This is a genomic window from Algoriphagus zhangzhouensis, from assembly GCF_900148515.1.
GTDB classification, from domain to species: domain Bacteria; phylum Bacteroidota; class Bacteroidia; order Cytophagales; family Cyclobacteriaceae; genus Algoriphagus; species Algoriphagus zhangzhouensis.
In genome coordinates, this window is sequence record NZ_FRXN01000001.1 from 534,976 (window position 1) to 559,605 (window position 24,630).

21 protein-coding genes are annotated in these 24,630 nt (G+C 39.6%); 11 read left to right on the forward strand and 10 right to left on the reverse strand.

Translation table 11 applies throughout. The features are described 5' to 3' along the window. Positions 1-77 precede the first annotated feature (77 nt). The 8 genes from mnmE to BUF13_RS02345 form a co-directional block, all read right to left on the reverse strand. On the reverse strand, positions 78-1,460 hold the full coding sequence (gene mnmE / locus BUF13_RS02310; RefSeq protein ID WP_073570129.1) for a tRNA uridine-5-carboxymethylaminomethyl(34) synthesis GTPase MnmE: 1,383 nt from the start codon (positions 1,458-1,460) through the stop codon (positions 78-80). Continuing rightward, positions 1,457-1,912 carry a thioredoxin family protein gene (locus BUF13_RS02315; protein WP_073570815.1) on the reverse strand — a complete coding sequence of 152 codons (456 nt, stop codon included), beginning with the start codon at positions 1,910-1,912 and terminating at the stop codon, positions 1,457-1,459. The genes mnmE and BUF13_RS02315 overlap by 4 nt, the downstream gene beginning before the upstream one ends. Before the next feature lie 12 nt (positions 1,913-1,924). Next, the gene (locus BUF13_RS02320; protein ID WP_073570130.1) at positions 1,925-2,824 is read right to left on the reverse strand and encodes a metal ABC transporter permease; all 900 of its coding nucleotides are present in this window, start codon (positions 2,822-2,824) and stop codon (positions 1,925-1,927) included. Continuing rightward, positions 2,811-4,103 (reverse strand): metal ABC transporter permease, encoded by a 1,293-nt coding sequence (locus BUF13_RS02325; RefSeq protein ID WP_073570131.1) that lies wholly within the window; start codon positions 4,101-4,103, stop codon positions 2,811-2,813. The genes BUF13_RS02320 and BUF13_RS02325 overlap by 14 nt, the downstream gene beginning before the upstream one ends. A 1-nt stretch (position 4,104) precedes the next feature. Continuing rightward, positions 4,105-4,893 carry a metal ABC transporter ATP-binding protein gene (locus tag BUF13_RS02330; protein ID WP_073570132.1) on the reverse strand — a complete coding sequence of 263 codons (789 nt, stop codon included), beginning with the start codon at positions 4,891-4,893 and terminating at the stop codon, positions 4,105-4,107. Then, positions 4,890-5,804 carry a metal ABC transporter solute-binding protein, Zn/Mn family gene (locus BUF13_RS02335; RefSeq protein ID WP_073570133.1) on the reverse strand — a complete coding sequence of 305 codons (915 nt, stop codon included), beginning with the start codon at positions 5,802-5,804 and terminating at the stop codon, positions 4,890-4,892. The genes BUF13_RS02330 and BUF13_RS02335 overlap by 4 nt, the downstream gene beginning before the upstream one ends. Continuing rightward, a complete protein-coding gene (locus BUF13_RS02340) occupies positions 5,801-6,463 on the reverse strand; it encodes a metal-dependent transcriptional regulator (protein ID WP_073570134.1) in 663 nt (220 codons plus the stop codon). Before BUF13_RS02340 ends, BUF13_RS02335 begins: the two co-directional genes overlap by 4 nt. 341 nt (positions 6,464-6,804) lie before the next feature. Beyond that, on the reverse strand, positions 6,805-7,821 hold the full coding sequence (locus BUF13_RS02345) for a glycosyltransferase family protein (RefSeq protein ID WP_134204306.1): 1,017 nt from the start codon (positions 7,819-7,821) through the stop codon (positions 6,805-6,807). Between the two features lie 116 nt (positions 7,822-7,937). Between BUF13_RS02345 and BUF13_RS02350 the strand changes: the two genes are divergently transcribed. Then, positions 7,938-8,753 carry a 2,3,4,5-tetrahydropyridine-2,6-dicarboxylate N-succinyltransferase gene (locus tag BUF13_RS02350; RefSeq protein WP_073570136.1) on the forward strand — a complete coding sequence of 272 codons (816 nt, stop codon included), beginning with the start codon at positions 7,938-7,940 and terminating at the stop codon, positions 8,751-8,753. A gap of 10 nt (positions 8,754-8,763) precedes the next feature. Further along, positions 8,764-9,366 (forward strand): tetratricopeptide repeat protein, encoded by a 603-nt coding sequence (locus tag BUF13_RS02355; RefSeq protein WP_073570137.1) that lies wholly within the window; start codon positions 8,764-8,766, stop codon positions 9,364-9,366. 745 nt (positions 9,367-10,111) lie between these two features. Here BUF13_RS02355 and BUF13_RS02365 read toward each other — a convergent pair. Then, complete coding sequence (locus tag BUF13_RS02365) at positions 10,112-10,804, reverse strand: J domain-containing protein (protein WP_073570139.1); 693 nt, start codon at positions 10,802-10,804, stop codon at positions 10,112-10,114. Positions 10,805-11,011: 207 nt separating this feature from the next. On the opposite strand from BUF13_RS02365, the gene BUF13_RS02370 reads away from it, so the two are divergent. From BUF13_RS02370 to BUF13_RS02395, 6 genes are all read left to right on the forward strand, one after another. Beyond that, on the forward strand, positions 11,012-11,419 hold the full coding sequence (locus BUF13_RS02370) for a DUF4332 domain-containing protein (RefSeq protein WP_073570816.1): 408 nt from the start codon (positions 11,012-11,014) through the stop codon (positions 11,417-11,419). Between the two features lie 89 nt (positions 11,420-11,508). Then, on the forward strand, positions 11,509-13,050 hold the full coding sequence (locus tag BUF13_RS02375; protein WP_073570140.1) for a helicase HerA-like domain-containing protein: 1,542 nt from the start codon (positions 11,509-11,511) through the stop codon (positions 13,048-13,050). A gap of 36 nt (positions 13,051-13,086) precedes the next feature. Then, positions 13,087-14,289: a BaiN/RdsA family NAD(P)/FAD-dependent oxidoreductase gene (locus BUF13_RS02380; RefSeq protein WP_073570141.1), complete on the forward strand. Its 1,203-nt coding sequence runs from the start codon at positions 13,087-13,089 to the stop codon at positions 14,287-14,289. Between the two features lie 9 nt (positions 14,290-14,298). Further along, a complete protein-coding gene (locus tag BUF13_RS02385; protein WP_073570142.1) occupies positions 14,299-14,661 on the forward strand; it encodes a hypothetical protein in 363 nt (120 codons plus the stop codon). A gap of 71 nt (positions 14,662-14,732) precedes the next feature. Continuing rightward, positions 14,733-15,695 carry a YheT family hydrolase gene (locus tag BUF13_RS02390; RefSeq protein WP_073570143.1) on the forward strand — a complete coding sequence of 321 codons (963 nt, stop codon included), beginning with the start codon at positions 14,733-14,735 and terminating at the stop codon, positions 15,693-15,695. Between the two features lie 47 nt (positions 15,696-15,742). Beyond that, positions 15,743-17,260, forward strand: a complete 1,518-nt coding sequence (locus tag BUF13_RS02395) for an FMN-binding glutamate synthase family protein (protein WP_073570144.1) — start codon at positions 15,743-15,745, stop codon at positions 17,258-17,260. Between the two features lie 204 nt (positions 17,261-17,464). Here the strand turns inward: BUF13_RS02395 and lhgO are convergent, their stop codons facing one another. Beyond that, positions 17,465-18,667, reverse strand: a complete 1,203-nt coding sequence (gene lhgO / locus BUF13_RS02400; protein WP_073570145.1) for an L-2-hydroxyglutarate oxidase — start codon at positions 18,665-18,667, stop codon at positions 17,465-17,467. A gap of 163 nt (positions 18,668-18,830) precedes the next feature. On the opposite strand from lhgO, the gene BUF13_RS02405 reads away from it, so the two are divergent. The 3 genes from BUF13_RS02405 to thrS all read left to right on the forward strand — a co-directional run bounded on the left by BUF13_RS02405 (position 18,831) and on the right by thrS (position 24,610). Then, a complete protein-coding gene (locus BUF13_RS02405) occupies positions 18,831-21,308 on the forward strand; it encodes a DUF5686 and carboxypeptidase-like regulatory domain-containing protein (RefSeq protein WP_073570146.1) in 2,478 nt (825 codons plus the stop codon). A 38-nt stretch (positions 21,309-21,346) separates the two neighbouring features. After that, positions 21,347-22,555 carry a 6-bladed beta-propeller gene (locus BUF13_RS02410; protein ID WP_083586345.1) on the forward strand — a complete coding sequence of 403 codons (1,209 nt, stop codon included), beginning with the start codon at positions 21,347-21,349 and terminating at the stop codon, positions 22,553-22,555. A 105-nt stretch (positions 22,556-22,660) separates the two neighbouring features. Beyond that, the gene (thrS, locus tag BUF13_RS02415) at positions 22,661-24,610 is read left to right on the forward strand and encodes a threonine--tRNA ligase (protein ID WP_073570147.1); all 1,950 of its coding nucleotides are present in this window, start codon (positions 22,661-22,663) and stop codon (positions 24,608-24,610) included. Positions 24,611-24,630: the final 20 nt, after the last annotated feature.

Here is a 24,630-nt window from a genome sequence, read left to right on the forward strand (position 1 = left end):
TACAAATTATGACTTTCACTTTATTCAGAATTTGTAATTCCACCATCTGATATAATCATGTCGCTTTTTAAGCTTGCTTACTTCCCGATACAAAACTTCGAAAATATATTAGCCAACAAATCATCTGTAGTAATCTCCCCGGTGATTTCTCCTAAGAAATGAAGGGATCTGCGGATATCCATAGCCAAGAAATCATTGGTTACTTCATTGTCCAATCCACCCAATACATCCAAAAGTGACTCTCTAGTTTTGGTCAAAGAATCGTAATGACGGATGTTGGTTACAACCGTATTTCCAGTTTTAAATTTATCCAGATTTACCAATTCTAGGATCTTTGCCTTCAATCCCTCTAGGTTATCCTTATTGCCTGCAGAGATAAAAATTGTATCAGGATGTTTCTCTTTTAATTCATTTATTAACAATGAATTAGCCTTGTCAATCTTATTTGCAACTTTAACAAATGGAACTCCCAAATTTTCCAGCTTATTGATATCTCGATTAATCTCCACTAGGTCCGTATCACCCAAATCAAATAGGTATAGAATCAAGGAAGCTGTTTTCATTTTTTCCTGAGTTCTGCTTACTCCAATGGCCTCAATGGTGTCAGTTGTTTCTCTCAGACCAGCTGTGTCTATAAATCGGAAAATAACTCCTCCGATATTGATTTCATCTTCAATAAAATCACGGGTAGTTCCGGCGATATCTGAAACGATCGCTTTCTCCTCATTGAGCAAAGCATTCAATAGGGTAGACTTCCCGGCATTTGGTTTTCCTGCGATTACAGTAGGAACACCATTTTTGATCACATTCCCCAAATCAAAACTTAGGATCAATTCCTCGACAACTCTCAATAGCCTTTCTACCAAAGCTCGAAGGTCATCACGGCTGGCAAACTCCACATCTTCTTCTGTGAAATCCAGCTCGAGTTCAATCATTGAAGCAAAATGGATCAATTGAGTCCTTAGCTCCTGAATTTCAGAAGAGAATCCTCCACGCATTTGATTCAAAGCGGCACTGTGGGAAGCTTCAGAATCAGCATGGATCAAATCGGCCACAGCTTCAGCTTGGGCCAGATCGAATTGACCATTTAGGAATGCTCGTTGTGTAAATTCTCCTGGTTTAGCCGGTCGAACTCCCTTTTTGACAAAAAGTCGAATGACCTGATTGATTATATAGGAGGAGCCATGTGTAGAGATTTCTACTACATTTTCCTTGGTAAATGACTTTGGGGTGACAAATAATGAAACCAATACCTCGTCAATGATCTTTTCACCATCTCGGATGGTTCCAAAATGAATGGTATGAGAAGGCTGTTTTTCTAAGTCTTTTCCATAAAAAACCTCATTGACGATTTTTATGGCATTTTTCCCGGAAAGTCTAATGACAGCAATGGCGCCAACACCTTGTGGGGTTGCCAATGCAATGATGGTGTCTTCGCGTTCGGCGAGAGAGAAACTCATGGCTTAATTCTAAATGCTTTTTCAATTAACTCGTTCAGGCCTTCCATAAATTGGTCTGGAGTTCTGTAGCCCGGAAGTTGGGCAATATTTTTCATGCTGGGTTCGATTACCACAAAGTTAGGGTAGGAGCGAACTCTCATAGCAGCAGCCATTTGTGCTTCTGAGAACTCCTCTCCACCAAATTCAAAAGTTCTTTGGGAATCTTCCGCATTTAATTTTACTGCATGAAAATTTTCATTGATATATGCGATAACCTTCGGGTCAGTGAAGGTCTCTTTGTCCATTTTTTTACACCAGCCACACCAATCCGTATAAACGTCTACAATGAACATTTTTGGATTGCTTTCATTGGCAGCTACAGCGTCTTCAAATTTCATCCATTCGATTTTTTCTTGGGAAAAAGCGAATGTTGATGCAAATACGAAGGCAAATAGAAAGATTATTTTTTTCATGGGTGTCTTCATTCAAGAATTGAACGCTTCCTGGTTAGATTGGGTTCCAAGTCGAAATTTAAACTTTTTACTGGTCAAAACAGCAGAAATCAGAAATACAGCTCCGCCAACTGTCACCATCATCCCAGCAATAGATGAATCTGCCCAAAAGGCGAGATAGTATCCCAAAACTGAAATTCCAATTCCAATTCCAATGGTCAGTTTTATAAGAGATTTGATGTCTTTGGTCCAAAGGAAAGCAGTTGCTGGCGGTACGACCAATAATGCAACTACCAAAATCGCACCAACCGCATCGAAGCTACTTACTGTCGTATAGGATACCATACTCATCAAGGCTAAGTTGATTGCACCGGCAGGAATTCCCATTACCATCCCAAATCCCTCATCAAAACTGGTTAGTTTTAATTCTTTGAATAATAAGAAGATGAAAGAACCTACCAAAAGTAGATTGAGAAGAGCTAGCCAGATAATTCTGGGGCCCATACTAAAACCGGAATCTGTGATCCAAAGGTCGATTGGGAGATAGGCGATTTCCCCATAAAGGACACATTCCTGATCCAGATCGACTTTGTAGGCTAGTAAATTGATCAGGATAATTCCGATTGCAAATAGGAGGGTAAAGGTGATTCCAATAGATGCATCTAATTGGACTTTTGCCTTTTTCCGAAGAAAGTCTATTATCAAAGTCGCCAGTATTCCCAGTAGTCCAGCTCCAACGATTACTTCAACACCTCTTTGGCTTCCCGAGATAAAATAACCGATGACGATACCCGGAAGCACGGCATGAGAAATGGCATCACCAGTCATGGACATTTTGCGGAGCATCATAAATACTCCCAAAAGTCCACAGGAAATTGCGATCAGGGATGCTGTGGAAATGATAAGAAAGGCGTTTTGATCAAATGTTATCATTGTCTCTTGGGATATTTTCCTGATGTGGATCTAGTTTTGGATATTTCAGACGGTTGTCCAATAAAGCTTCAAGTTCTGGTGTAATTAAATGTTCCAGTTTCTCTGCTGAATCATGGACATGATCTGGGGCAATATTCATGTATTCATTCAAGTAGGATTCCCATAATCTATGAAGTCTAACGATTCGTTTTGCTTCAGTTTTTCCAGATTCTGATAATTCTATAAGTCCTTGAATATTATTTAATTGATTGTTTCTTAGTAAATAAGAAATTGATCCTAAAGTCTCTTTTTTATGGTGAGGATAAAGACCCAATAATTCATCCTTCGAAAGTCCTTTTTTTCCTTCTTCTGTAGCTTTAAATAGACTTTTCAAAACGTGGTCTCGATGGGTTTTTCGTAGGTATTTCCTTCTTGAAATATATCGGAACAAGATTCCTTTTTTCGGTGCGAATAAAAAGGAGATTAATGCCAATGCTGAAAGTGAGACTACGACCCAAGGCCCTGTTGGCATTTTAGGAATGACAAAAGAAATGTAGGTTCCCGTAATACCAGAAATCACAGCAAAAAGTCCTGCCAGTATCAATAGGGTAGAGAGGCGGTCGGTCCAAAATCTTGCTGCAGCTCCCGGTGTGATTAATAGAGCCGCCATTAATACTACTCCAATGGCTTGAATTCCGATAACCACAGAAAGAATCATCAGGATATTAAATACCAATCGGATAAAATCCATGGGATAGCCAATCGCCCTACCAAATTCTTGGTTGAAAACCAGAAGGCTGAATTCTTTCATCATCAGGCTTAAGGATAATATGATGATTAAGGAAAGTCCTCCATAAACCCAGAGGTCTTCTTCCAGAATTCCGATTGCATTTCCAAAAATAAACTGGTTCAATCCGGCCATTTCAGGGTTTCCAGTCTTTTGAATTATGGTCAATAAAACAATTCCAAACCCAAAAAAGGTGGAAAGGACAGTTGCAATGATTGAATCCTCACTCAGTTTGGTGTTTGATTTCAGCCAAGAGGTCAAGAAAGTAGCTGCAGACCCAGATATGATTGCACCTCCTACAATGTAATATGGGTTCTTTTCTCCGGCCAAAAGAAATCCCAAACAAATCCCCGGGAGGACAGAGTGGGAGATGGCATCGCCAAGGAGTGCTTTGTTGTCCAAAAAGCTAAATGTGCCAACATAGGCAGATCCAATTCCAAGGATAGTGATCCCTAAAACAATAAAGGCGATAGAAGAGTCCTGAAAAGAAAAGAAGTATAAGAAATCTTCCATATCAATTCTTTAATGGGTTAAACTCTTGTTGGCGGATTATCTCTGTAACCTTGCTCAAAAGGTTTAACTTTCCACCGTAAGTTTTTCTGAGTAAATCCTCATTGACTACATCTGATTTTGGACCAGAGGCAACCAAATGGAGATTTAACATGATGATCCATTCGAAGTATGTCATGGCCGAATGAATATCATGGTGCACAACTATGACGGTTTTCCCTTCCTTCGTCATTTCCTGAAGTAATTGGAAAATGGCAGTTTCTGTAGCCATATCTACTCCGGCAAAAGGCTCGTCCATCAAATACAAATCAGCTTCTTGTGCAAGTGCTCTTGCAATAAAAACCCGCTGCTGCTGTCCACCTGAAAGTTCCGAAATCTGCCTTTTGGCAAAAGCGGTCATTCCGACTTTCTCAAGACAGTTAAAGGCTAGATCCTTCTCTTTTTTACCGGGTCTTTTAAAAAGTCCCAATCTGCCATAGGTTCCCATCATTACCACATCCAAAACCGAAGCAGGAAAATTCCAATCGACTGACTCCCGCTGGGGGACATAGCTGATTCGATTTCTAACCTGATCCAGATCTTTATTGAAAATCTTGACATAACCACCTGTTGGTTCTACCAATCCCATGATGGCTTTAATCAGTGTGGATTTTCCAGCACCATTTGGTCCCAGGATTCCGATAAGTTTTCCTTCCGGTAAACTAAAATCAATATTCCATAATACTGGAGATTGATCGTAGCTGACTGTCAAATCATGTATTTCCAATAAGGGGTTTTCTATTTGTTTAATCATGGTTGAAGGCTTTCAAATATGGTTTTGAGATTGGTTTCTACCATTCCAATATAGGTTCCGGCTGGGGTGTTGGGGCTATCCAGACTGTCTGTATATAGCGGTCCCGCCAATTTGATGGTATGGCCTGCATTTGCACAACCTGCTACAACTGCAGTGATTGCTTTGGGGGAAATGGTTTGCTCCGCAAATACCGCATGGATATTTCTTTCGATAATAAATTGAATCAAGCCTGTAAGATCTCTCAATCCGGGTTCGCTCAAAGTAGAAAGTCCTTGGAGGCCTTTTACCTCGATATGATAGGCTTTTCCAAAATAGGCGAAAGCATCGTGTGCGGTTATAAGGGCTTGTTGGCTTTCGGTTAGTTGTTTTGTTTTTTGTTGAACTTCTAGGTTGAGTTCATCCAATTGTTTCTGATAGGATTTGGAAAGCTCTTGGGTTTTATCTGTCCATTCAGGTTTCCATTTGATAATTTCATCTGAAGCATGCTGCATGGCAAGCTTCCAAAGATTGACATCAAACCAAATGTGCGGATCAACGCTGTGGGCTTCGGGGCCTGCTCTTAATAACAAAGAATCGGGGATGGATTCTGAGACATTGATCAAGTCTTTGCTGAAAGCCAACTTTTCAAAAATCTCAGTCATTTTTCCTTCCAGGTACAAACCGTGATAAATCACCAAGTCTGCATTTTCCAATAAATCCAAATCTCGAACGGAAGCCTTGTAAAGGTGAGGGTCAACTCCAGCAGGCATAAGAGAAATAACTCTGGCTTGGTCACCTACTAAGTTCCGGATTCCATCCGCTAGGATAGAGGTGGTGGCCACAATTGTCACCTTTCCATTATCCTCTTCCGATTGGAAACGACAGGAGGAAAATCCTAAAAAAATGAGTCCTACGAAAAACCAATTTCTCATGATTGAATGACTAGAATGTTGCCGGCTACATCTTTTGACATGAAGATATTTTTCTTGTTGTCAACCAAAATTTCAAGAGATCCATCAAACTCCACTCGGTCCAAAACTTTGATTCTTGCGCCGATGTAAGCACCCACTTTATCAAGGTATCTCAAGAAGGCCGCTGAGCTATCTTTCACTGCCACGATCTGACCGGTTTGGTCGAGATCCATTTCGTTTAGAGGGACTCTTGGTCTTGCTCGGACATCTCCATATTCATCTGGAATCGGATCGCCATGCGGATCAAATTTCGGGTAGTTCAAATAGGCGTCTAATCGTTGGATGAGTAGGGGGGATTGAATGTGTTCCAACTCCTCTGCAACCTCATGAACTTCGTCCCATGCGAAGTTGAGTTTGTCAACCAAAAAGACCTCCCAGAGTCTATGTTTTCTGATTGTTTGGAGTGCTCTTTTTTTACCCTCCTCAGTGATATGAACTCCATAATATTTTCTGTATTCGATCACCTCTTTGTCTGAAAGTTTTCGAAGCATGTCGGAGACAGAAGCAGGCTTGGTTTTCATTTCACCTGCAATGTCATTCGTGCTGACGGATTTGCTACCACCATCTGATAGGTGATAGATCGCTTTCAAATAATTCTCTTCCGCTGTAGTCAGATTCATGAGTCAATTGTTATAAGGCAAATATAAAAATTAAATTAGATTTAGCTAAAAATATATTTATTATTATCTAAATCGGCTGTTGATAAGCTAATTTTTAATGTGATTTACGTATTAGGCCTGTCTAAAATAATAATTAGGATAGCAGAAATAAAAATGTAATCAATTAAATAATAGGTGTTTATGATGTATTGATTATTGATATTTAGGTTAAAAAATGAAAATCCATAAATGAAAAACGAGTTTCCATTTTATGAAAATGAGTGTAAAAAGAGCGGGGTAGGTGGATAAGTTTTCCACTTATCCACGCGGGGAGAAAAACAATGTGTGGACTAAAGTGTGGATTAAAGAATCTCCAGAAAGGAGTTCTTCACAGTGTCCCAGTAAATTTCCAGGGGAGGATTTTGGGAGAAAAATGGTTCTTGAAGTGCGCTTTTGAATTGAGTTTCCGCTTGATTTAGATTTAAAAAATTGATGCTTTTACCTCCGTTAAATGGAGCTAAAAATTCTTGCCACTGGCTGTTTGGTGTGTGCAAAATGGGGATGTTCAACCCTGCACATTCATACAATTTAGTAGGCATCTTTGACCTGAATTCTGCTCGGTCTTCATATGCTAAAAGCAGAAGATCTGAGGCCTTCATTTCTTCAATAATCTCCTCGTGAAGGATTGGATTTTCGGAAATGTTTAAGCTGATATTTGGATAGTTTTTGGAGAGATTTTCAACTCTTTTTTGGAAGGATTTTAAAGTGCAATGTCCTACGATTTTCAATTTGAGTTGAGGTAATTTATCACTCAATTTGATGAACCAGAGAAGTGCATTTTCTGTCCCAAAGCTAGGGCTAAGAGTTCCTGTGATTAGGAGTTGAAGTGGGGTGTTAAGGTCTAGAAATACTGGCTTGAATTTTACCTTTTCACCAGCATATAAATTGGGTAAAACCAAAGCTGGACTTTTCTTAGGCATCTCTTTTTCGTAGCATTTTTCAGCCAGGAGAAAATGATCAATTCCATTTTTGGATTCCGAAAATGAGATCAGAGATTTGGCTAAGAAGCGGGAAATTGTTCCTCTTTCAGGATTGAGATTTAGGTTAGCTACGTAGTTTTCCTGAACATCATAAATCAACTTAAAGCCATAGATTCTCTTTAGAAGTTTTGCTATTGGGAGATATTCCCAAGTGCAACAAATGACGATTTTAGGTCGAACTTTTTGGACTATTTGAGCAAATCGGAAAGGCATCCAAGCTCGTTGCCATAGAGATTTTGTATCGGTGATGGAATAAAAGTATCGGAATTTCTCGCTTTTTGAAGACCTTTTAGGGCAAAAGCCTATGAAGTTTAGGCTGTATTTATTTGTTTCGCTCATCGAAAGGCCGAGCTTTCTAAAAGCCCGGATATCCTGGACCGGTTTGAGTCCAGAAGCTATTAAAACGGGTGTCTTTTCGGCCCTTTTCTGTTGCATAAACGAAACTAAACAAAATAATGGAACTCAGAGAAATCATTGAAAAAGCTTGGGACAACCGAGAATTGTTGAAAGAAAAAGATACTGAAATCGCTATCAAAACCATCATCTCTGACTTGGATTCAGGTCAATTGAGAGTTGCTGAACCTTTGGAAGACGGTAGCTGGAAAGTAAATGATTGGGTAAAGAAGGCAGTGATTCTTTATTTCCCTATCCGAAAAATGCAGACAATCGAAGTTGGTCCATTCGAATTCCATGATAAAATGGCTTTGAAAACCAATTATGCTAAGCAGGGTGTTAGAGTTGTACCTCATGCTGTAGCTAGATATGGAGCTTATTTGGCTAGTGGAGTGGTGATGATGCCAAGTTATGTTAATATCGGAGCTTATGTGGACAGTGGCACGATGGTTGATACCTGGGCTACAGTCGGTTCGTGTGCCCAAATCGGCAAAAACGTTCACTTGAGTGGTGGAGTAGGTATCGGAGGGGTTTTGGAACCTGTTCAAGCTGCACCAGTGATTGTGGAAGATGGAGCTTTCATCGGATCCAGAGCAATCATCGTAGAAGGTGTAAGAATTGGTAAAGAAGCGGTAATCGGAGCTGGAGTCACCCTAACAGCTAGTTCCAAGATTATTGATGTGACAGGATCTGAGCCTGTGGAGTACAAAGGATATGTGCCTCCAAGATCAGTGGTGATTCCTGGATCACTTGCCAAAGAATTCAATGCAGGAACTTTCCAAGTGCCATGTGCATTGATTATTGGACAAAGAAAAGCCTCTACGGACCTTAAAACTTCTCTAAACGACGCTTTAAGAGAAAACAACGTAGCAGTCTAAACCAACTAATATGAAAATTTTATTCCGGGCCGGATTTGCAGTGCTTTTAAGTGCTGCATGTCTGGCTTGTTCTAATTCTGGTGAGAGTAAAGGAGATGTCTATTTCTCTCAAGGAGAATACAGCCAAGCTGTCAATGAGTATTCTGAAACATTGAAGTTCAGCCCAAATGATGTGACCACACTTTATAATCGTGGGAGAGCGCATGAGGAGCAGGGTGAATATGATTCTGCTTTAATAGACTTTGAAAAAGCGGCTCAGATTGATCCTAATAACTTTCAGGTATTATTGAGTATTTCTAATATTCACTATTCACAAAAGAACTATTCCAAAGCTTTGATCTATGCAGGTAAAGCTGAAGAGATTTCTGGAGCACCGGCAATGGCTTCTTTTATGAAAGGAAGAACCCTACATCAATTGGGACATACGGATGATGCTATGAAGTCGTATAATAATGCGATTAAGCTGGATAAGAATTTTGGCCAAGCTTATTTCAATAGAGGAATGTTGAAAGTGGCTACTAAGAAAAAGAAAAGTGCCTGTGAAGACTTTCAATTGGCAAAGGGTCTGGAATATCCGGGAGCTGAAGATGCTCTCAAAAAATATTGTAACTAAGAGTCCAAATAAAAAGCCCCGAATTTTCGGGGCTTTTTCATTTGGATTATTTTTTAGAAACTTCTCACCAAATCAAATTCCATTTTGAGTGAAAACATCCCAGCTAGCGCAAGTCTCCCGACTTGTGCTTTTCAATGTTGAAGTTTTTAACTACTGATTCTTATTGTGATGGAAATGAAGTAAGAAATGGCAGTCACGAGACAGGAGACTTGAGCCCATGCGGGTCAAACGCTAAAAATCACCGGATTTCCGAACATTTCGGAACTATCCGATTTTCTTCACGCTTGTTGACCTCAATCCGTCAACAGCCACTTCAAAGCAAATTCTGGAATCTTTTTAGTTTCTTCTATTATTTAAATGTTGTTTAAAACTCAAATCTAGTGGTGCGGTGGGAGGTCGCAGCCGCGAGGTGTGGGATGGCTATGTGCGGTGGAAGCTTAGCTGCGACTAGGCCTTTTGGTACATTTTGGGCCATGCCAAAAGTACATTCAATAGTTTGAAGTCCAGTTTGATTGAATTATTTATGGGTGTTTATAAACTTTGGAGTTAAAGGGCAAGTGAAAAATTCAATTCCTTAGATGAATTTGTTTAACCCAAAAATGGACAGCGGTGGTTTCGTATCCAGATACTTATCGGGATCGGGATTGGTCCTCTTTTTCACCTACAGGAAAAAGGACGAATAAATTAAATGGCAGAAAATCACCCTTTTTTGTTTCAAATTCCTGTTTTTGAAATAAACATTTTTTTATAAATGTTCGTGAGGTTTGTGATCACATATTTCTTCGGAAGGAACAGTGCCGCTTCCTCCGCAAGTTTTACATTCACTGACTTCTTTGAGAGATCCATTACAAGTAGGGCAGGTTAGTCTTCCTTTTCCTGCACAGCGGTCACACTCGTAGTATTCGACGATGTTAAAGATATTTCTCTTGGTGATCATTCCAGTTCCAGCACATTTACTACAACCTACTATTCCATGGCCTTTACAATAAGAACATTCCTGTTCTAGTTTTTTAGTGCCATTACAAGTTTCGCATGTTTCTAATCTATAGCCTTTTCTATTACAAAGTTGACAGCTGGCAATTGCTGCTAGTGGCGTCTTTAACTTTTCTTCCAGCTCCTTTGCTCCTTGGTAATTTTCGCCTCTAAAACCATTTAATTCAAAGTATTTGGACAAAAAGTTAGAGCTATTGTCATATTGTTTCAACTCAAACAAAGTCTCTGAAAAATAGTAGGGCATTTCTTCTGGCAATGGTAGACCCGAATCAATTAGATTCCTGAAAATAGAATTTGCGGTCTCATAATCCTGCCGCTCCATGGCAGCAAGGGCTCCTTTCATCCATCGATCTGTCTGTCCCAAATTAGGAACTCCTTGACTATAAGCTTTTGAGGAAAAGATAGTTAGAATAAGAAGGGCTGAGAATAGAAATTTTGAGTACACTGTTACTTGCTGATTGAATGACAAAATAAACAAGAAGTTTTTGGAAAGGTAAAGTTAATGTTTGCAAACGGTGAATTTTCAAACAATTACTAAAATGGATTTTGGAAGATGAAAATTGTCTTTATTTTAGGAGAACGATTTAGTACTTCCTTATAAAGAAGGATGCTTTTGAGTATTTATTTAGTGTTTATAAAAATTTTATCAAAAATGGCAAAGGCAATTGATGCAATTGAAGGAATTGGCGAAGTATTCAAAGGGAAACTTGGTGAGGCAGGAATCAAAACCGTAGAAGGTCTTTTGGAAGCAGGAGCTTCTAAAGCTGGAAGAAAGAAATTGGCGGAAGCCTCTGGTATCGATGAGTCAAAAATCCTTACTTGGGTGAATATGGCTGACCTTTTCAGAATTAATGGAATTGCAAGTCAGTTTGCAGAACTTTTGAAAGCTGCAGGAGTGGACACTGTGAAAGAACTACGTAACAGAAACGCTGAAAATCTTCACGCTGCTTTGACAAAGACCCAAGAAGAAAAAGGTTTGACTAAAGCTGTTCCAGCTCTTTCTAAAGTGGAAGACTTTATCAGCCAAGCAAAAGCATTGGAACCAATGGTGACATACTAAAATTTGAAATAGTAATTTCATTTAGAAACCTTTTTGCCCTGAGCAAAAAGGTTTTTTTTGTAGTTTGCTTTTTCTAAAATCTTTCGAAAATGAGTACAGAGAATCGACAAGAAGAGTTTACCAAATACTTGGCTGATGGTCAGGTTTATAAAAAAGATTACATCATCATGGGGACAGGAATCCTTGATGGTGAGCCTATCACTGGTGCCCAGATCAAAGTTCCTTTGAAGACAATGAACCGTCATGGTTTGATTGCGGGTGCTACCGGAACGGGTAAAACCAAGACCTTACAGGTGATAGCAGAACAATTGTCTCTAAAGGGTATTCCTTCAGTTTTGATGGATTTGAAAGGTGATCTTTCAGGTTTGGCTCAACCCGGAGATGCATCTGATTTTATTTTGAAAAGGTCCGAAAAAATAGGAGTGGACTATGATCCAATGGGCTTGCCTGTTGAGCTGATGTCTATTTCAGATGAAAAGGGAGTAAGAATGAAGGCCACTATTTCAGAATTTGGGCCAGTTCTTATTTCTCAGATTCTGGAATTGAATGATACTCAAAGTGGCATCATTTCTTTGATATTCCGCTATTGTGATTTGCAGCAACTTCCATTGCTGGATTTAAAAGATCTCAAAAAGGTGCTGCAATACATCACTAATGAAGGTAAAGAAGCTGTAACCAAAGAATATGGTCAGGTTTCTTCTGCTTCCGTGAATACTATTATGCGAAAAATCATTGAGTTGGAACAGCAAGGTGCTGAACGATTCTTTGGTGAGAAATCCTTTGAGGTTGAGGACTTTGTGAGAACCAAGTATGGAAGAGGAGTGGTGTCGGTTATTAGATTGACCGATGTTCAATCCAAACCAAAGCTTTTTTCAACCTTTATGTTGAGTCTTCTTTCTGAGATTTATGAAACTTTCCCAGAGCAAGGAGATGATGACAAGCCAAAGCTTTGTTTGTTTATCGATGAAGCTCATTTGGTGTTTGACAATGCTTCCAAAGATCTTTTAGAAAAGATTGAGGCAATTATAAAGCTTATCCGATCCAAAGGTGTAGGAGTGTATTTCTGTACACAAACTCCTACTGATGTTCCTGATTCTGTTTTAGGTCAATTAGGTTTGAAGGTTCAACATGCTTTGAGAGCCTTTACAGCAAAAGACCGTAAAGCAATTACCAAAACCGCTGAAAATTATCCCTTATCGCCCTATTATGAAACTTCAGAGGTTCTGACTTCTATGGGGATTGGTGAAGCATTGATCACAGCATTGAATGAGAAAGGGATACCAACTCCGCTGGCTCATACTTTGGTTCGTGCGCCAATCACTCGCATGGATATCCTGACTGAAAAAGAAATAGATGATGTATGCAAATCTTCTGATTTGATTGATAAATACAATCAGGAAATCGATCGAGAAAGTGCCTTTGAAATCTTGGGAGACAAGCTAGAGAAAATCGAGAAAGAACAGGAAAAAGCAGTTTTACCTGGACCAAAACCTAGAACAACTCGACGAACTAAGCAAGACGAATCTATCATAGAAGAACTCAGCAAAAACACCATGGTGAGACAAATCGGAAGGACCATTTTCCGCGAATTAACCAGAGGTATTTTAGGTTCATTTACGCGTAGAAGGTAATTAGTTTAACTATTTGTTAATCATAATAGTATAGGTTTGAATATCGCGGTAATAGGAGGTGGAGCTTCGGGCTTTTTTGCTGCAATTCATGCATCTGGCCCAGGTAGGAAAGTGACCATTTATGAGAAGTCTCCCAAGTTGCTTTCCAAGGTAAAAGTCTCAGGAGGAGGAAGGTGTAATGTGACACATCGTCCCATGGAAATAGGGAAGTTGGTTAAGAATTATCCGCGTGGAGAGAAGTTTTTGAAACAGGTTTTTCGCCATTTCAAACAAGAAGATACCATCGAATGGTTTGAAAGCAGGGGAGTTCCGTTGAAAATCGAGGACGATGGAAGAATGTTTCCCGTCTCTGATAGTTCCTCTTCCATCATTTCTGCCCTACAATCTGAAGCTCATAAAAGTGGTATTCAAATTCAGACTGGAATGGGATTGACAGGCCTTAAGCCCAAAGATGAAGCCTGGGTACTCGAATTCGGTTCGGAAAGAATAGTGGCTGATAAAGTCATTCTTGCTACAGGAGGCTTTCCCAAGAAGGAAGGCTATAGATTTCTTTTTGCACTTAAGCATGAATTGATTTCCCCCATACCTTCTTTATTCACATTTAATACTCCGGGAGAATCAATTCGAGAATTGATGGGCTTATCGGTTCCAAATGCTCATATACGACTTCAGGGGACCAAACTTTCATACAGTGGTCCTTTGCTAATTACCCATTGGGGAGTAAGTGGCCCTGCTGTGTTGAAATTATCAGCTTTTGGTGCTTCGTGGCTGTTTGAGCAGGATTATAAGGCTCATGCTATGATCAATTGGAATCAACAATATGGTGAGGAAGATTTCAAGAATCACCTGATTGAATATGGAAAAGCCAATGGAGCAAGATTGCTTAAAAATTACCCGCTTTTTGATATTCCTGGAAGATTATGGGCTCATTTTTTGGACAAATCTGAGATTTCTCAAGGAAGTAATTATGGGAATTTGAATAAAAAGCAGATCAATAAATTGGTGCAAAATCTTTTTTGCTATAATTTGAAGGTCGAAGGGAAAACCACATTCAAGGAGGAGTTTGTCACCGCCGGAGGAATCAGCTTGAATGAGGTAAACACCCAAACCATGGAAAGTAAATATCACCCTAATCTTTACTTTTCCGGGGAAGTACTGAATATAGATGGAATTACAGGAGGTTTTAACTTCCAAGCAGCTTGGTCAACTGGGTATTTGGCCGGCAAGTCCACCTTTTAAAAAGACAATATGAGCTTAGCCTACCCTGAATTGAATCAGCATATCCTCGATATGGCTGAAGGCGATGAAGAGTTTAGAGAAGACCTTACCAAAGCTATTCATTCTGGTTTGATTGAACTTCAGGAAAAGTATGCTGAAGGAAAGCAATTGAAGGATGATGTGATCATTCAGCAGATAAGACATAAGGTAAAGCCTACTTTGGCCATGTTTGGTTTCGATGATTTGAGCGAAATCCTGATTGCTGGAAAAGTTATTATCGAAACATCTGGATTTGGTGATGAGTTTGATTCTCATTTTTCATTATTTCAAAGTAAACTCAAAGTTGCGATCCAAGAAGTGAAGTATTTGTTGGAGCCAAAGCTCAATTCCTGATATTTTCTGGAATATTGAACGAATTTGACTTCAATGGCTTTATTTAGCAGATTGATTCAGCGTTCGATTTCATGCCAATTGTTCCTTCTACCTACACCAAACCTCCAGGATATTTAATCAATGGACACTTTGAAACTATCGTTCCTAGTTTATTTAGGAAGATAGAAGGTGTCCTTTACGAAAGAGAGAAAATCGATACTCCTGATCAGGATTTTTTGAATTTGGATTGGTCTCGAGTAGGTTCCAAAAAGCTTTTAATTGTTTCCCATGGATTAGAAGGTGATTCTTATCGTCATTATGCCATGGCTTTGGTAAAGCTTTTTAACCAAAATGGAATTGACGCCTTGGTTTGGAACAATAGGACATGTGGGGGAGAAATGAATCTTCAGCCTATTCTATACCATCATGGTGCCAGCTATGATTTGGATTCTACTATCAAACATGTGGTTTCCAATTATGAATACGAAGAGATTTACCTTTGCGGAATTAGCATGGGAGGAGCTCAAACTTTGAAATACCTTGGTGAAAATGGAGCAGACATTCCTTTTGAAATCAAAAAAGCTGCTGTTTACTCAACTCCTTGTAATCTTCCTTCCAGTGCTGCCACATTGAGAATGAAGAGGAATGCGATATACAAAAAGAAATTCTTGAACAAACTGAAGGAGAAAATCAGAAGAAAAGCGCTTCAGTTCCCTGATTTGATTGATTTGGAAGCTTTAGAGAGGGTTAGAGATTTTGATACGTTTGATACTCAATTCACTGCTAAACTGCACGGATTCAAGGATGCGGCGGACTTTTATCAATCTGTAAGTGCTGATAACTGGATGGAAGATATTTCCATTCCAACACTAATTATCAATGCTTTAAATGATCCACTTTTGGGACCGGAATGCTACCCAGTGGAATTGGCAAAGAATAAATCAGAAATCTTTCTAGAAATGCCAACAAGAGGGGGACATACCGGTTTTGTTCAAAGTGGGGAAGAGTTTACATGGGCAGAAAAGCGGTTTTTGGACTTTTTGGTAAATCCATAAAAACTCAAACTCACTTAGTATATTAGTGCTAACTAAATTTAAAATTAATGCGTAAGCTGTTTTTCTTTTCTATTCTAGTCCTGTTTTCCCTGACGCTTTTTTTGATGTGGTTTTACTCTTTTAGAGAGTTTAGTTTTGGGTATTTCGTCCTGTTGATTTTAGGCTTTTTGACAGTTTTAGGGATTTACGATTCCTTTCAGACCAAGCATGCGATTTTAAGAAATTTCCCTGTTGTAGGCCATTTTAGATACATTTTGGAATCTATCAGCCCTGAAATCCAGCAATATTTCATAGAAAGCAATACTGATGGGAGACCTTTTAGCAGGAATATCAGAGCCTTGGCTTACCGAAGAGCTAAAAGCGTAAACGATACCCATCCTTTTGGAACTCAGCGAGATATTGATGGGGAGGATTATGTAGCATTGAGGCATTCCATATACGCTGTACACGTCAAGGATGAGGATCTAAGAATTGAGATTGGTGGGGCAGAATGCAAGCAACCGTATTCAGCTTCAATTTTCAATATTTCAGCTATGAGCTTTGGATCTTTAAGTTCCAATGCGGTAAGAGCTTTGAACCTAGGAGCAAAAAAGGGAAGATTCTTTCATAATACAGGAGAAGGAGGGATTTCTGAATATCATATGCAGGGTGGAGATTTATGCTGGCAAATAGGAACGGGATATTTCGGATGCAGGGATGAACATGGGAATTTTGATGCTGAGAAATTCAAAGAAAAAGCAGCACGTCCAGAGGTGAAAATGATTGAAATCAAAATATCTCAAGGTGCAAAACCTGGTCATGGTGGAGTGCTTCCAGGTGTGAAAAACACTCCGGAAATAGCCCATATTCGAGGAGTTAAAGCAGGTACAACGGTTCTGTCTCCTCCAGCTCATTCGGCATTTTCTGATGCTGAAGGTTTGATTGACTTTGTTAGAGAATTACGTGAACTATCAGGAGGTAAACCTATTGGTTTTAAGCTATGTATAGGAAGAACTGAGGAGTTTATTGAGATCTGTAAAGAGATGGTAGCTAAAGGTTGTAAGCCTGACTTTATAACCATTGATGGAGCAGAAGGTGGAACTGGAGCAGCGCCTTTGGAATTTTCAGATAGCGTGGGTTTGCCATTGGAGCCGGCATTGATTTTCGCAAGAGCTGCTTTGGAAAAATTCCATCTGAAAGATGATATCAAATTGATTGCTTCAGGGAAAGCTTTAAGTGCTTTTTCCATTTTGAAAAACATCGCCTTGGGGGCAGATGCCTGTAATTCAGCTCGTGGATTTATGTTTAGTTTGGGATGTATTCAAGCCTTAAGATGCAATACCAATGATTGTCCTACAGGTGTTGCGACTCAAAAACATGGACTAGCTAAAGGCTTGGTGGTGACGGATAAGTCAGAGCGCGTTTATAACTTCCATAAAAACACGATTAATGCCGTAAAAGAGCTTTTAGGAGCATCAGGTCATCATCATACTTCAGAATTAACAATCCATGATCTAGTCAAAGGTGATGAGATGATCAAATTGGCAAATAGATATTTCCCGGATACGGTAAATACTCAGGTTTAAAAACAAGATTTTCGAAAAACATTTTATCAGGTTCAAGTCTCTTGACTTGGACCTATTTCAATGCAGTCTCCAGACTGCCATTTCCTTAATATGGTATATCACAACATCCCCCTAACCCCCTTTTTAAGTGGGAATTTGTAACGTTTCCATTTTAGATTCTGTGTAGATCTGTTACCCGCGAACAATCGGGCCTGAGTGAATTTTTCAATCCAATCGCTTCAAAACCATTCCGGCAACTGTTCCTCCGATGGAAAGTGAACTGGTAGCTGCTGGGGAAGGGGCGTTGAGTACATTGATGACATACTGAGATTCGCGGATTGCAAAATCATCCAATAATCCCCCATTTTTATCACAAGCTTGAGCTCTAACTCCGGCTCCACCTTCTACCAAGTCTGACTCTTGGATCTCTGGAATTAATTCCTGCAATGCTTTGGTAAAAGCCGCCTTGGAGAAGGAACGATACATTTCTCCAAAACCGGTTTTCCAGTATTTGGCTGCTACTTTTTGGAAACCTGGCCAAGCCAACGATTCGGCTAATTCACCCAAATTGATCTGTGATTTGGAATAACCTTCTCTTCGGAATGCCAATACGGCATTTGGACCAGCCTCAACACCGCCTTTCATCATTCGGGTGAAGTGAACACCCAAGAATGGGAAATTCGGATCTGGAACTGGGTAAATCAGGTTTTTAACCAAGTATTCTTTTTCCTTTTTCAATTTGAAATACTCTCCTCTAAAAGGAATGATTTTTACATCTTTTTCAGTATCAGAATCCATCTGGGCAACTTTATCAGAATAAAGCCCTGCACAGTTGACAATCAGGTTTGCCTCGATGGTTCCTTTTGAAGTTTCGATATAATTAGTGTGTCCTTGATGCTTGTATGATAGGACTTTATGATTCAATAGGATGTTGCCTCCAGCTTGCATGATTTTTCTTCCATAGGCCAATGCAACTTGGAAATAATCGACGATTCCTGTTTGAGGAACATGGATGGCATCTACTCCTGTACAATGTGGTTCATAAACCTTTAATTCCTCCAAACTGATTCTTCTAGTTCCTTCCAATCCGTTTTGAAGGCCTCTTTGTAGCAGGTTTTCCAAAAGTGGTTTCTGCTCTTCTTGGGTGGCCACAACCACCTTTCCAGTGATCTCGAAAGGGATTTTTTCCTCTTCACAAAACTGAACCAACTCATGATATCCATTGATACAATTGGTGGCTTTAAGAGATCCTGGCTTATAATACAAGCCAGAATGGATCACACCAGAGTTATTTCCGGTCTGATGTTTTGCCAATTGGGATTCTTTCTCCAAAATGGCAATTTTCAAGGCTGGTTTTTCCTTCAACAACTTCAATCCTGTGGCCAAGCCAACAATTCCGCCACCAACAATGGCTATATCGTATCGCATAGTATCCTGTTTTGTGCCCCAAATATACCGATCAGAAATTCAAATTAAATTGGGTGAAGGAAGGACTTTTGAACAACATTTAGAATTTTTCACTCGTTTGGTAGCGGTATGCCGTCCGAATGGCTTTATTTTGTGTCTTCATTTGTTATCACCGAATTCTAGGATGAATAGATTCTTTCTCCTGCTTTTTCTTTTTCTACAAACACTCGTTGCTTTTTCCCAGACCACTATCAAAGGGAAAGTGACTGATGCGACTACTGGTGACCCGATTCCATTTGCTTCTGTTTTGCTTTTGGGGACTACCACAGGCATGAATACTGACTTTGAAGGGAATTATGAGCTGAAAACCTCTAGTCAGGTGGATAGTATTCAGGTGAGTTATTTGGGCTATTTGACTCAAACCAAAGCACTTTCCAAAGAACCCCTTCAAACGCTTAATTTTCAATTGAGGCCTTCGGATTTTGAATTGGAAGCATTCGTTTTTGAGGCTGGGGAGAATCCTGCATTTGAAATCATTCGAAGGGCTGTAGATCGAAAGAAAGACTTTGATAAGCGTAATCTAGATGCTTATGAGACAAAGAATTATACGAAGATCGAAATTGATATTGATGAAGTTTCTGACAAATTCACCCAACGAAAATCAGTTCAGAAAGTCACGGCAATCCTGGATAGTATTCAGCAGCTAAAGGATGATGAGGGTGAAAAGATCCTCCCGATTTTCTTTTCTGAGACGGTTTCCAAATTCTATTTCAGAAACGATCCAGTCCTAAAAAAGGAAATTGTAGAAAAGTCCAAGGTAACTGGGGTTGGGATTACAGATGGTTCGACAACTTCACAAATCACAGGTTCGGTATTTCAAGAATATAATTTTTATAAAAACTGGCTTTCGATCTTGAATAAAGAGTTTGTGTCCCCAATAGCAGATGGTTGGAAGACTTTTTACGATTATGATCTGATGGATTCGGTCTTAGTTGGCAAAGATTCTTGCTACATGCTACAGGTTTATCCACGTCAGGAGGAGGATTTGGCCTTTGCAGGAACTATTTGGATCAATAAGGAGACCTATGCCTTGAAGCAGGTGGATTTGACCATTCCCAAGACCGCCAACCTGAATTTTATTGAAAGAATCAAGATTCAACAAGAATTGGAGCCTATTTCAAGCGGGCATCTGATTCCTTCTAAAAGCCGAGTTCAGATTAAGATTGCCCAGGTGACCAAGAACACTGCAGGTTTGTTGGCTAAGTTTTATACTGCTACAGACTCGGTGGTTTTGACTGATCCTAAACCAACTTCATTCTTCAACAATGCGGTAGAACTCAAACCGGATTTCGGCAATGCCACTGATGAGTTTTGGCAAAAGAGTAGGATAGACCCTCTTACCCAGGAGGAATTGGCCGTGCTTCAAATGGTTGATACCCTGAAGAAAATCCCCGTTGTACGGTTTTACTCAGAAGGTCTCAAATTCTTTGCTTCTGGATTTTTGCCAGTTGGGAAAGTTGATTTGGGACCCTGGACAGAATTTGGGAATTATAATAATGTAGAAGGTCTGCGTGGTGGATTTGGGCTTCGCACGAATTACAAATTCAGTAAAAAATGGCTTTTGCAAGGCTATGGAGCCTATGGATTTAAAGATGAGCGCTTTAAGTATTCCATTTTTGCTACTCGGATATTAGACCGAAAACGCTGGACTACTGTCCAATTGAAGACTTTCAAAGAAATTGATCAGGTGGGCTTGGAGATGGAATCTTTGGCAGGTAACAGTGTCTTTTTGGCTGCCAGTAGATTTGGGACTCTTCGAAGACCTTTTATTTCTACGGGAAATCAATTGAATTTCCAGCGGGAGTTTTTCAAAGGCTTCCTGTTTACTGGAGGGCTGAGGAAAAGCGAATTTGATCCATTATTTGATTTCTATTTCTTAGACAAGAAAAGCCGGGAGTATAGATCCAGCTTTGAAACCATGGAGGCTCGTTTTGGATTGCGTTATGGGAGGGATGAAATCATCATCATCAATGATAATGAGCGGGTTTCTTTAGGTCCTGATACCTGGCCAATTGTCGAGGTGAATTTTACCAAAGGATTGAGATGGTTGGGCGGAGATATGAGCTATGAAAAGTTCAGTTTTTATGTCTATCAACGTCTGAAAATGGGCTTGCTAGGGGTTTCTCGCTATGAATTTGATGCTGGGAAAATCTTTGGTGAGGTTCCTTATCCTATCCTTAAAAACCATTTGGGTAATGGAACGCTGTTTTACACAACGGCTGCTTTCAATACGATGAATTTCAATGAGTTTGCCTCAGATCAATACATGAGCTTGAGGTACAGACATTTCTTTGAAGGCTTCCTACTGAACCGAATTCCTCTGATGAGAAAACTCAAATGGAGAGCGGTAGCAAATGCCAATATCTTGTTTGGGTCTGTGAGGAACGAGAATATCCTGAATGTTCCGGGAGTAGATCCTGAGGGCAACACTTTGGAAAGCTTTGGAAGATTGGATCCTAATCGTCCTTATGTTGAGCTGGGTTATGGTGTGGAAAATATTTTCAAATTCTTCCGAGTGGACTTTTTCCATCGAATGACTTATTTGGATGTTCCTGATGCTAAGCCATTTGTTGTAAAAGTCAGCGCCCAGATAATCCTTTAAGATATTTTATAGATTTAGTGAATTCCTTAGTTTTAAGGATGAAACTTTTAGCTGTAACTATTCTTTTGTCGTTTTTGCTTTTTTCTTGTTCCGAAAAAGATGAAAGCCTATCACAAGATGACCTTGAGGTCATTTCCATTGATTTATCAAAAGCCTATGATGGGAAACTTTCAGAGTTTTTCGAGCCTGAAATTGATTATGTCTGGCTGAAAGATGATTCAGAGGAAGCTCAATTGAGTGCAGGTCTACACAAGATTTTATTTTATAAAGATAAAATCATGACTATGGATATTTTCGGATGTAAGTGCATCAAAATCTTTGATTCTAAAGGCAATTTTTTAAATCAAATCCGGGCATTCGGAGATGGACCGGAAAAATATAAGGAGTTTGATAATTTCATAATTGATAAAAATGAAGTCCTTTTCTTGGGAGTCTATCCTCCAAAGTTGATGTGGTTTAATATGGAAGGAGATTTTTTAAGGGAAATGAAAGTTGAGATGGGGATAAATGCCGGAGTTTATCTAGAGTCTAATAACCGATATCATTTTTCCATGTCTCCCTATAGGACTGAAAAGTATATAGTTACTAGTGTGAATGCTGATTTTAAGGATTCAACTGGCTATTTTCCAACTGTTGAAGGGAGATATTATGGGAATTTTTCAGGTCGTAATAATTATATTTTATCAGGCTATGATACCTATTTCACTTATGGTTTCCAAGACACAATTTTTCAATTAAGCGAAGAGGCTTACATCCCCAAATTGGTTTTTGAATATGGAAGCTATGGTCAAGACATAGAAGAGTATAAAATGAAAATGGAGAATCTCGATCCCATGGAAAGAATGGACTTTATAAATAAAAAGTCGAAACTCTATTTTGTCCCTCGGGCAACAGTACTATCCGATAAGTATTTTTCTAACTCTTTTAGAAGTGAAGAAACTTCCTACAATGTTTTTTATGATCGAGAGAATCGAAAAACGTTTGTTTTGAATTGGGGTATAGAAAATGACATTGATGAAGGGTATAACCCCTATTTTTTCAATTATAATTTTGATGGAGCAAATCAAGTTGGTAGTAAAATCCCCGGAGTTGACCTTTACGAGGTTTTACAAAAGAAAAAAGAAGAACTCGGGGAAGAAGCCTTTGAATCCTATATCAATGGCAAAGGGAAAAAGTTTGCAGAAGTGGCTACAGCGGCCAAAGATTCTGAAAATCCTGTCCTTATCATTTATACCCTGAAGAAATAACGATTCTTTTCATTATTCACCTCCCTGAAATTTTTCCTTTGAATACACATTTGGCATATTTGCAGCTTAAACCAATTGCCTGTTTGTATAGGCCAAAACAATTTTATGTCACAACAAATTAAAATTACCCTTCCGGATGGGTCGGTAAGGGAGTATGAACAAGGAACTACCGGGCTACAGATTGCTGCCAGTATCAGCGAGGGTTTGGCTAGGAACGTTCTTGCTGCGAAAGTCAATGGTCAGGTTTGGGATGCTACCCGCCCGATCGATTCTGATGCAGAAGTACAATTGCTTACCTGGAATGACGGAGATGGAAAAAACACATTCTGGCATTCATCTGCTCACTTATTGGCGGAAGCTTTGGAAGCATTGTATCCAGGAATCAAATTTGGTATTGGACCTCCAATCGAAACGGGATTCTACTATGATGTAGATTTCGGTGATCATACTTTGGAAGGTGCTGAGCTGGAAAAGATCGAGCAGAAAATGATCGAATTGGCTCGCCAAAAGAATGAGTATGTCAGAAAAGACATCTCCAAGCAAGATGCCGTTGCTTACTTCCAGGAGAAAGGCGACGAATACAAATTAGACCTTTTGGAAGGTTTGGAAGATGGTTCCATAACTTTCTATGAGCAGGGAAATTTCACGGATCTTTGCCGTGGACCACATATCCCAAATACCGGCTTCATCAAAGCTGTGAAGTTGACCAATATCGCTGGTGCGTATTGGAGAGGTGATGAAAACCGCAAAATGTTGACTCGTATTTACGGTGTGACTTTCCCGAAAGCCAAAGAGCTTCAGGAATATATGACCATGTTGGAAGAAGCCAAAAAGCGTGACCATAGAAAATTGGGACGTGAATTGGAGCTATTCACCTTCTCCGAAAAGGTTGGGATGGGACTTCCTTTGTGGTTGCCGAAAGGGACTTTGTTGAGAGAAAGATTGGTGAGTTTCTTGAAAAAGGCTCAGGATAAGTCTGGTTATCAACAAGTAACCACCCCTCATATCGGTCATAAGGCTTTGTATGAGACTTCGGGACATTATGAAAAATATGGAAAGGACTCTTTCCAGCCGATAGCTACTCCAAACGAAGGGGAGGAGTTCCTATTGAAACCGATGAACTGCCCTCACCATTGTGAGATTTATAAATACAAGCCACGTTCTTATAAAGAGCTTCCAATCCGTTATGCGGAATTTGGAACGGTTTACAGATACGAGCAAAGTGGTGAGTTGCATGGATTGACCCGAGTGAGAGGATTTACTCAGGATGATGCACACATCTTCTGTAGACCTGATCAGGTGAAAGAAGAGTTTATCAAAGTAATCGACTTAGTATTGTATGTATTCAAGGCTTTGGGCTTTGATGATTACACTGCTCAGATTTCTTTGAGAGATCCGGAAAATCCTTCCAAATACATCGGAGGAGATGAAGCTTGGAACAAAGCTGAGACTGCGATTATTGAAGCAGCGGCTGAAAAAGGTCTGAATACTGTAACTGAACTAGGCGAAGCAGCTTTCTATGGTCCTAAGTTGGACTTCATGGTGAAAGATGCTTTGGGTAGAAAGTGGCAGTTGGGAACTATTCAGGTAGACTACCAGTTGCCTGATAGATTCCAGTTGGAATACATTGGTTCGGACAATCAAAAGCACCGTCCAGTGATGATTCACAGAGCACCTTTTGGTTCCTTGGAACGCTTTGTGGCAGTTTTAATCGAGCACTGTGCTGGTAATTTCCCACTTTGGCTTTCCCCAGAGCAATTAACTATTTTGCCTATTTCTGAGAAATTTGTTGGGTATGCTGAGGAAATTAAAGCTATTTTGGACGAGCATGATATTTCTGGTTCAATCGACAATCGAGATGAGAAGATTGGAAGAAAAATCAGAGATGCAGAAGTGAAGAAAATCCCTTTCATGATTATTGTAGGGGAAAAAGAACAAGAAGAAAGAAAACTTTCTGTCCGTAAACACGGGGAGGGAGATATCGGTAACTTCTCACCGGAGGAGTTTATAAAGTATTTTCAAGGGATTATTTCAGAATCACTGAGTAGAGAATAAAATTGGAAAATTTTCTTCTG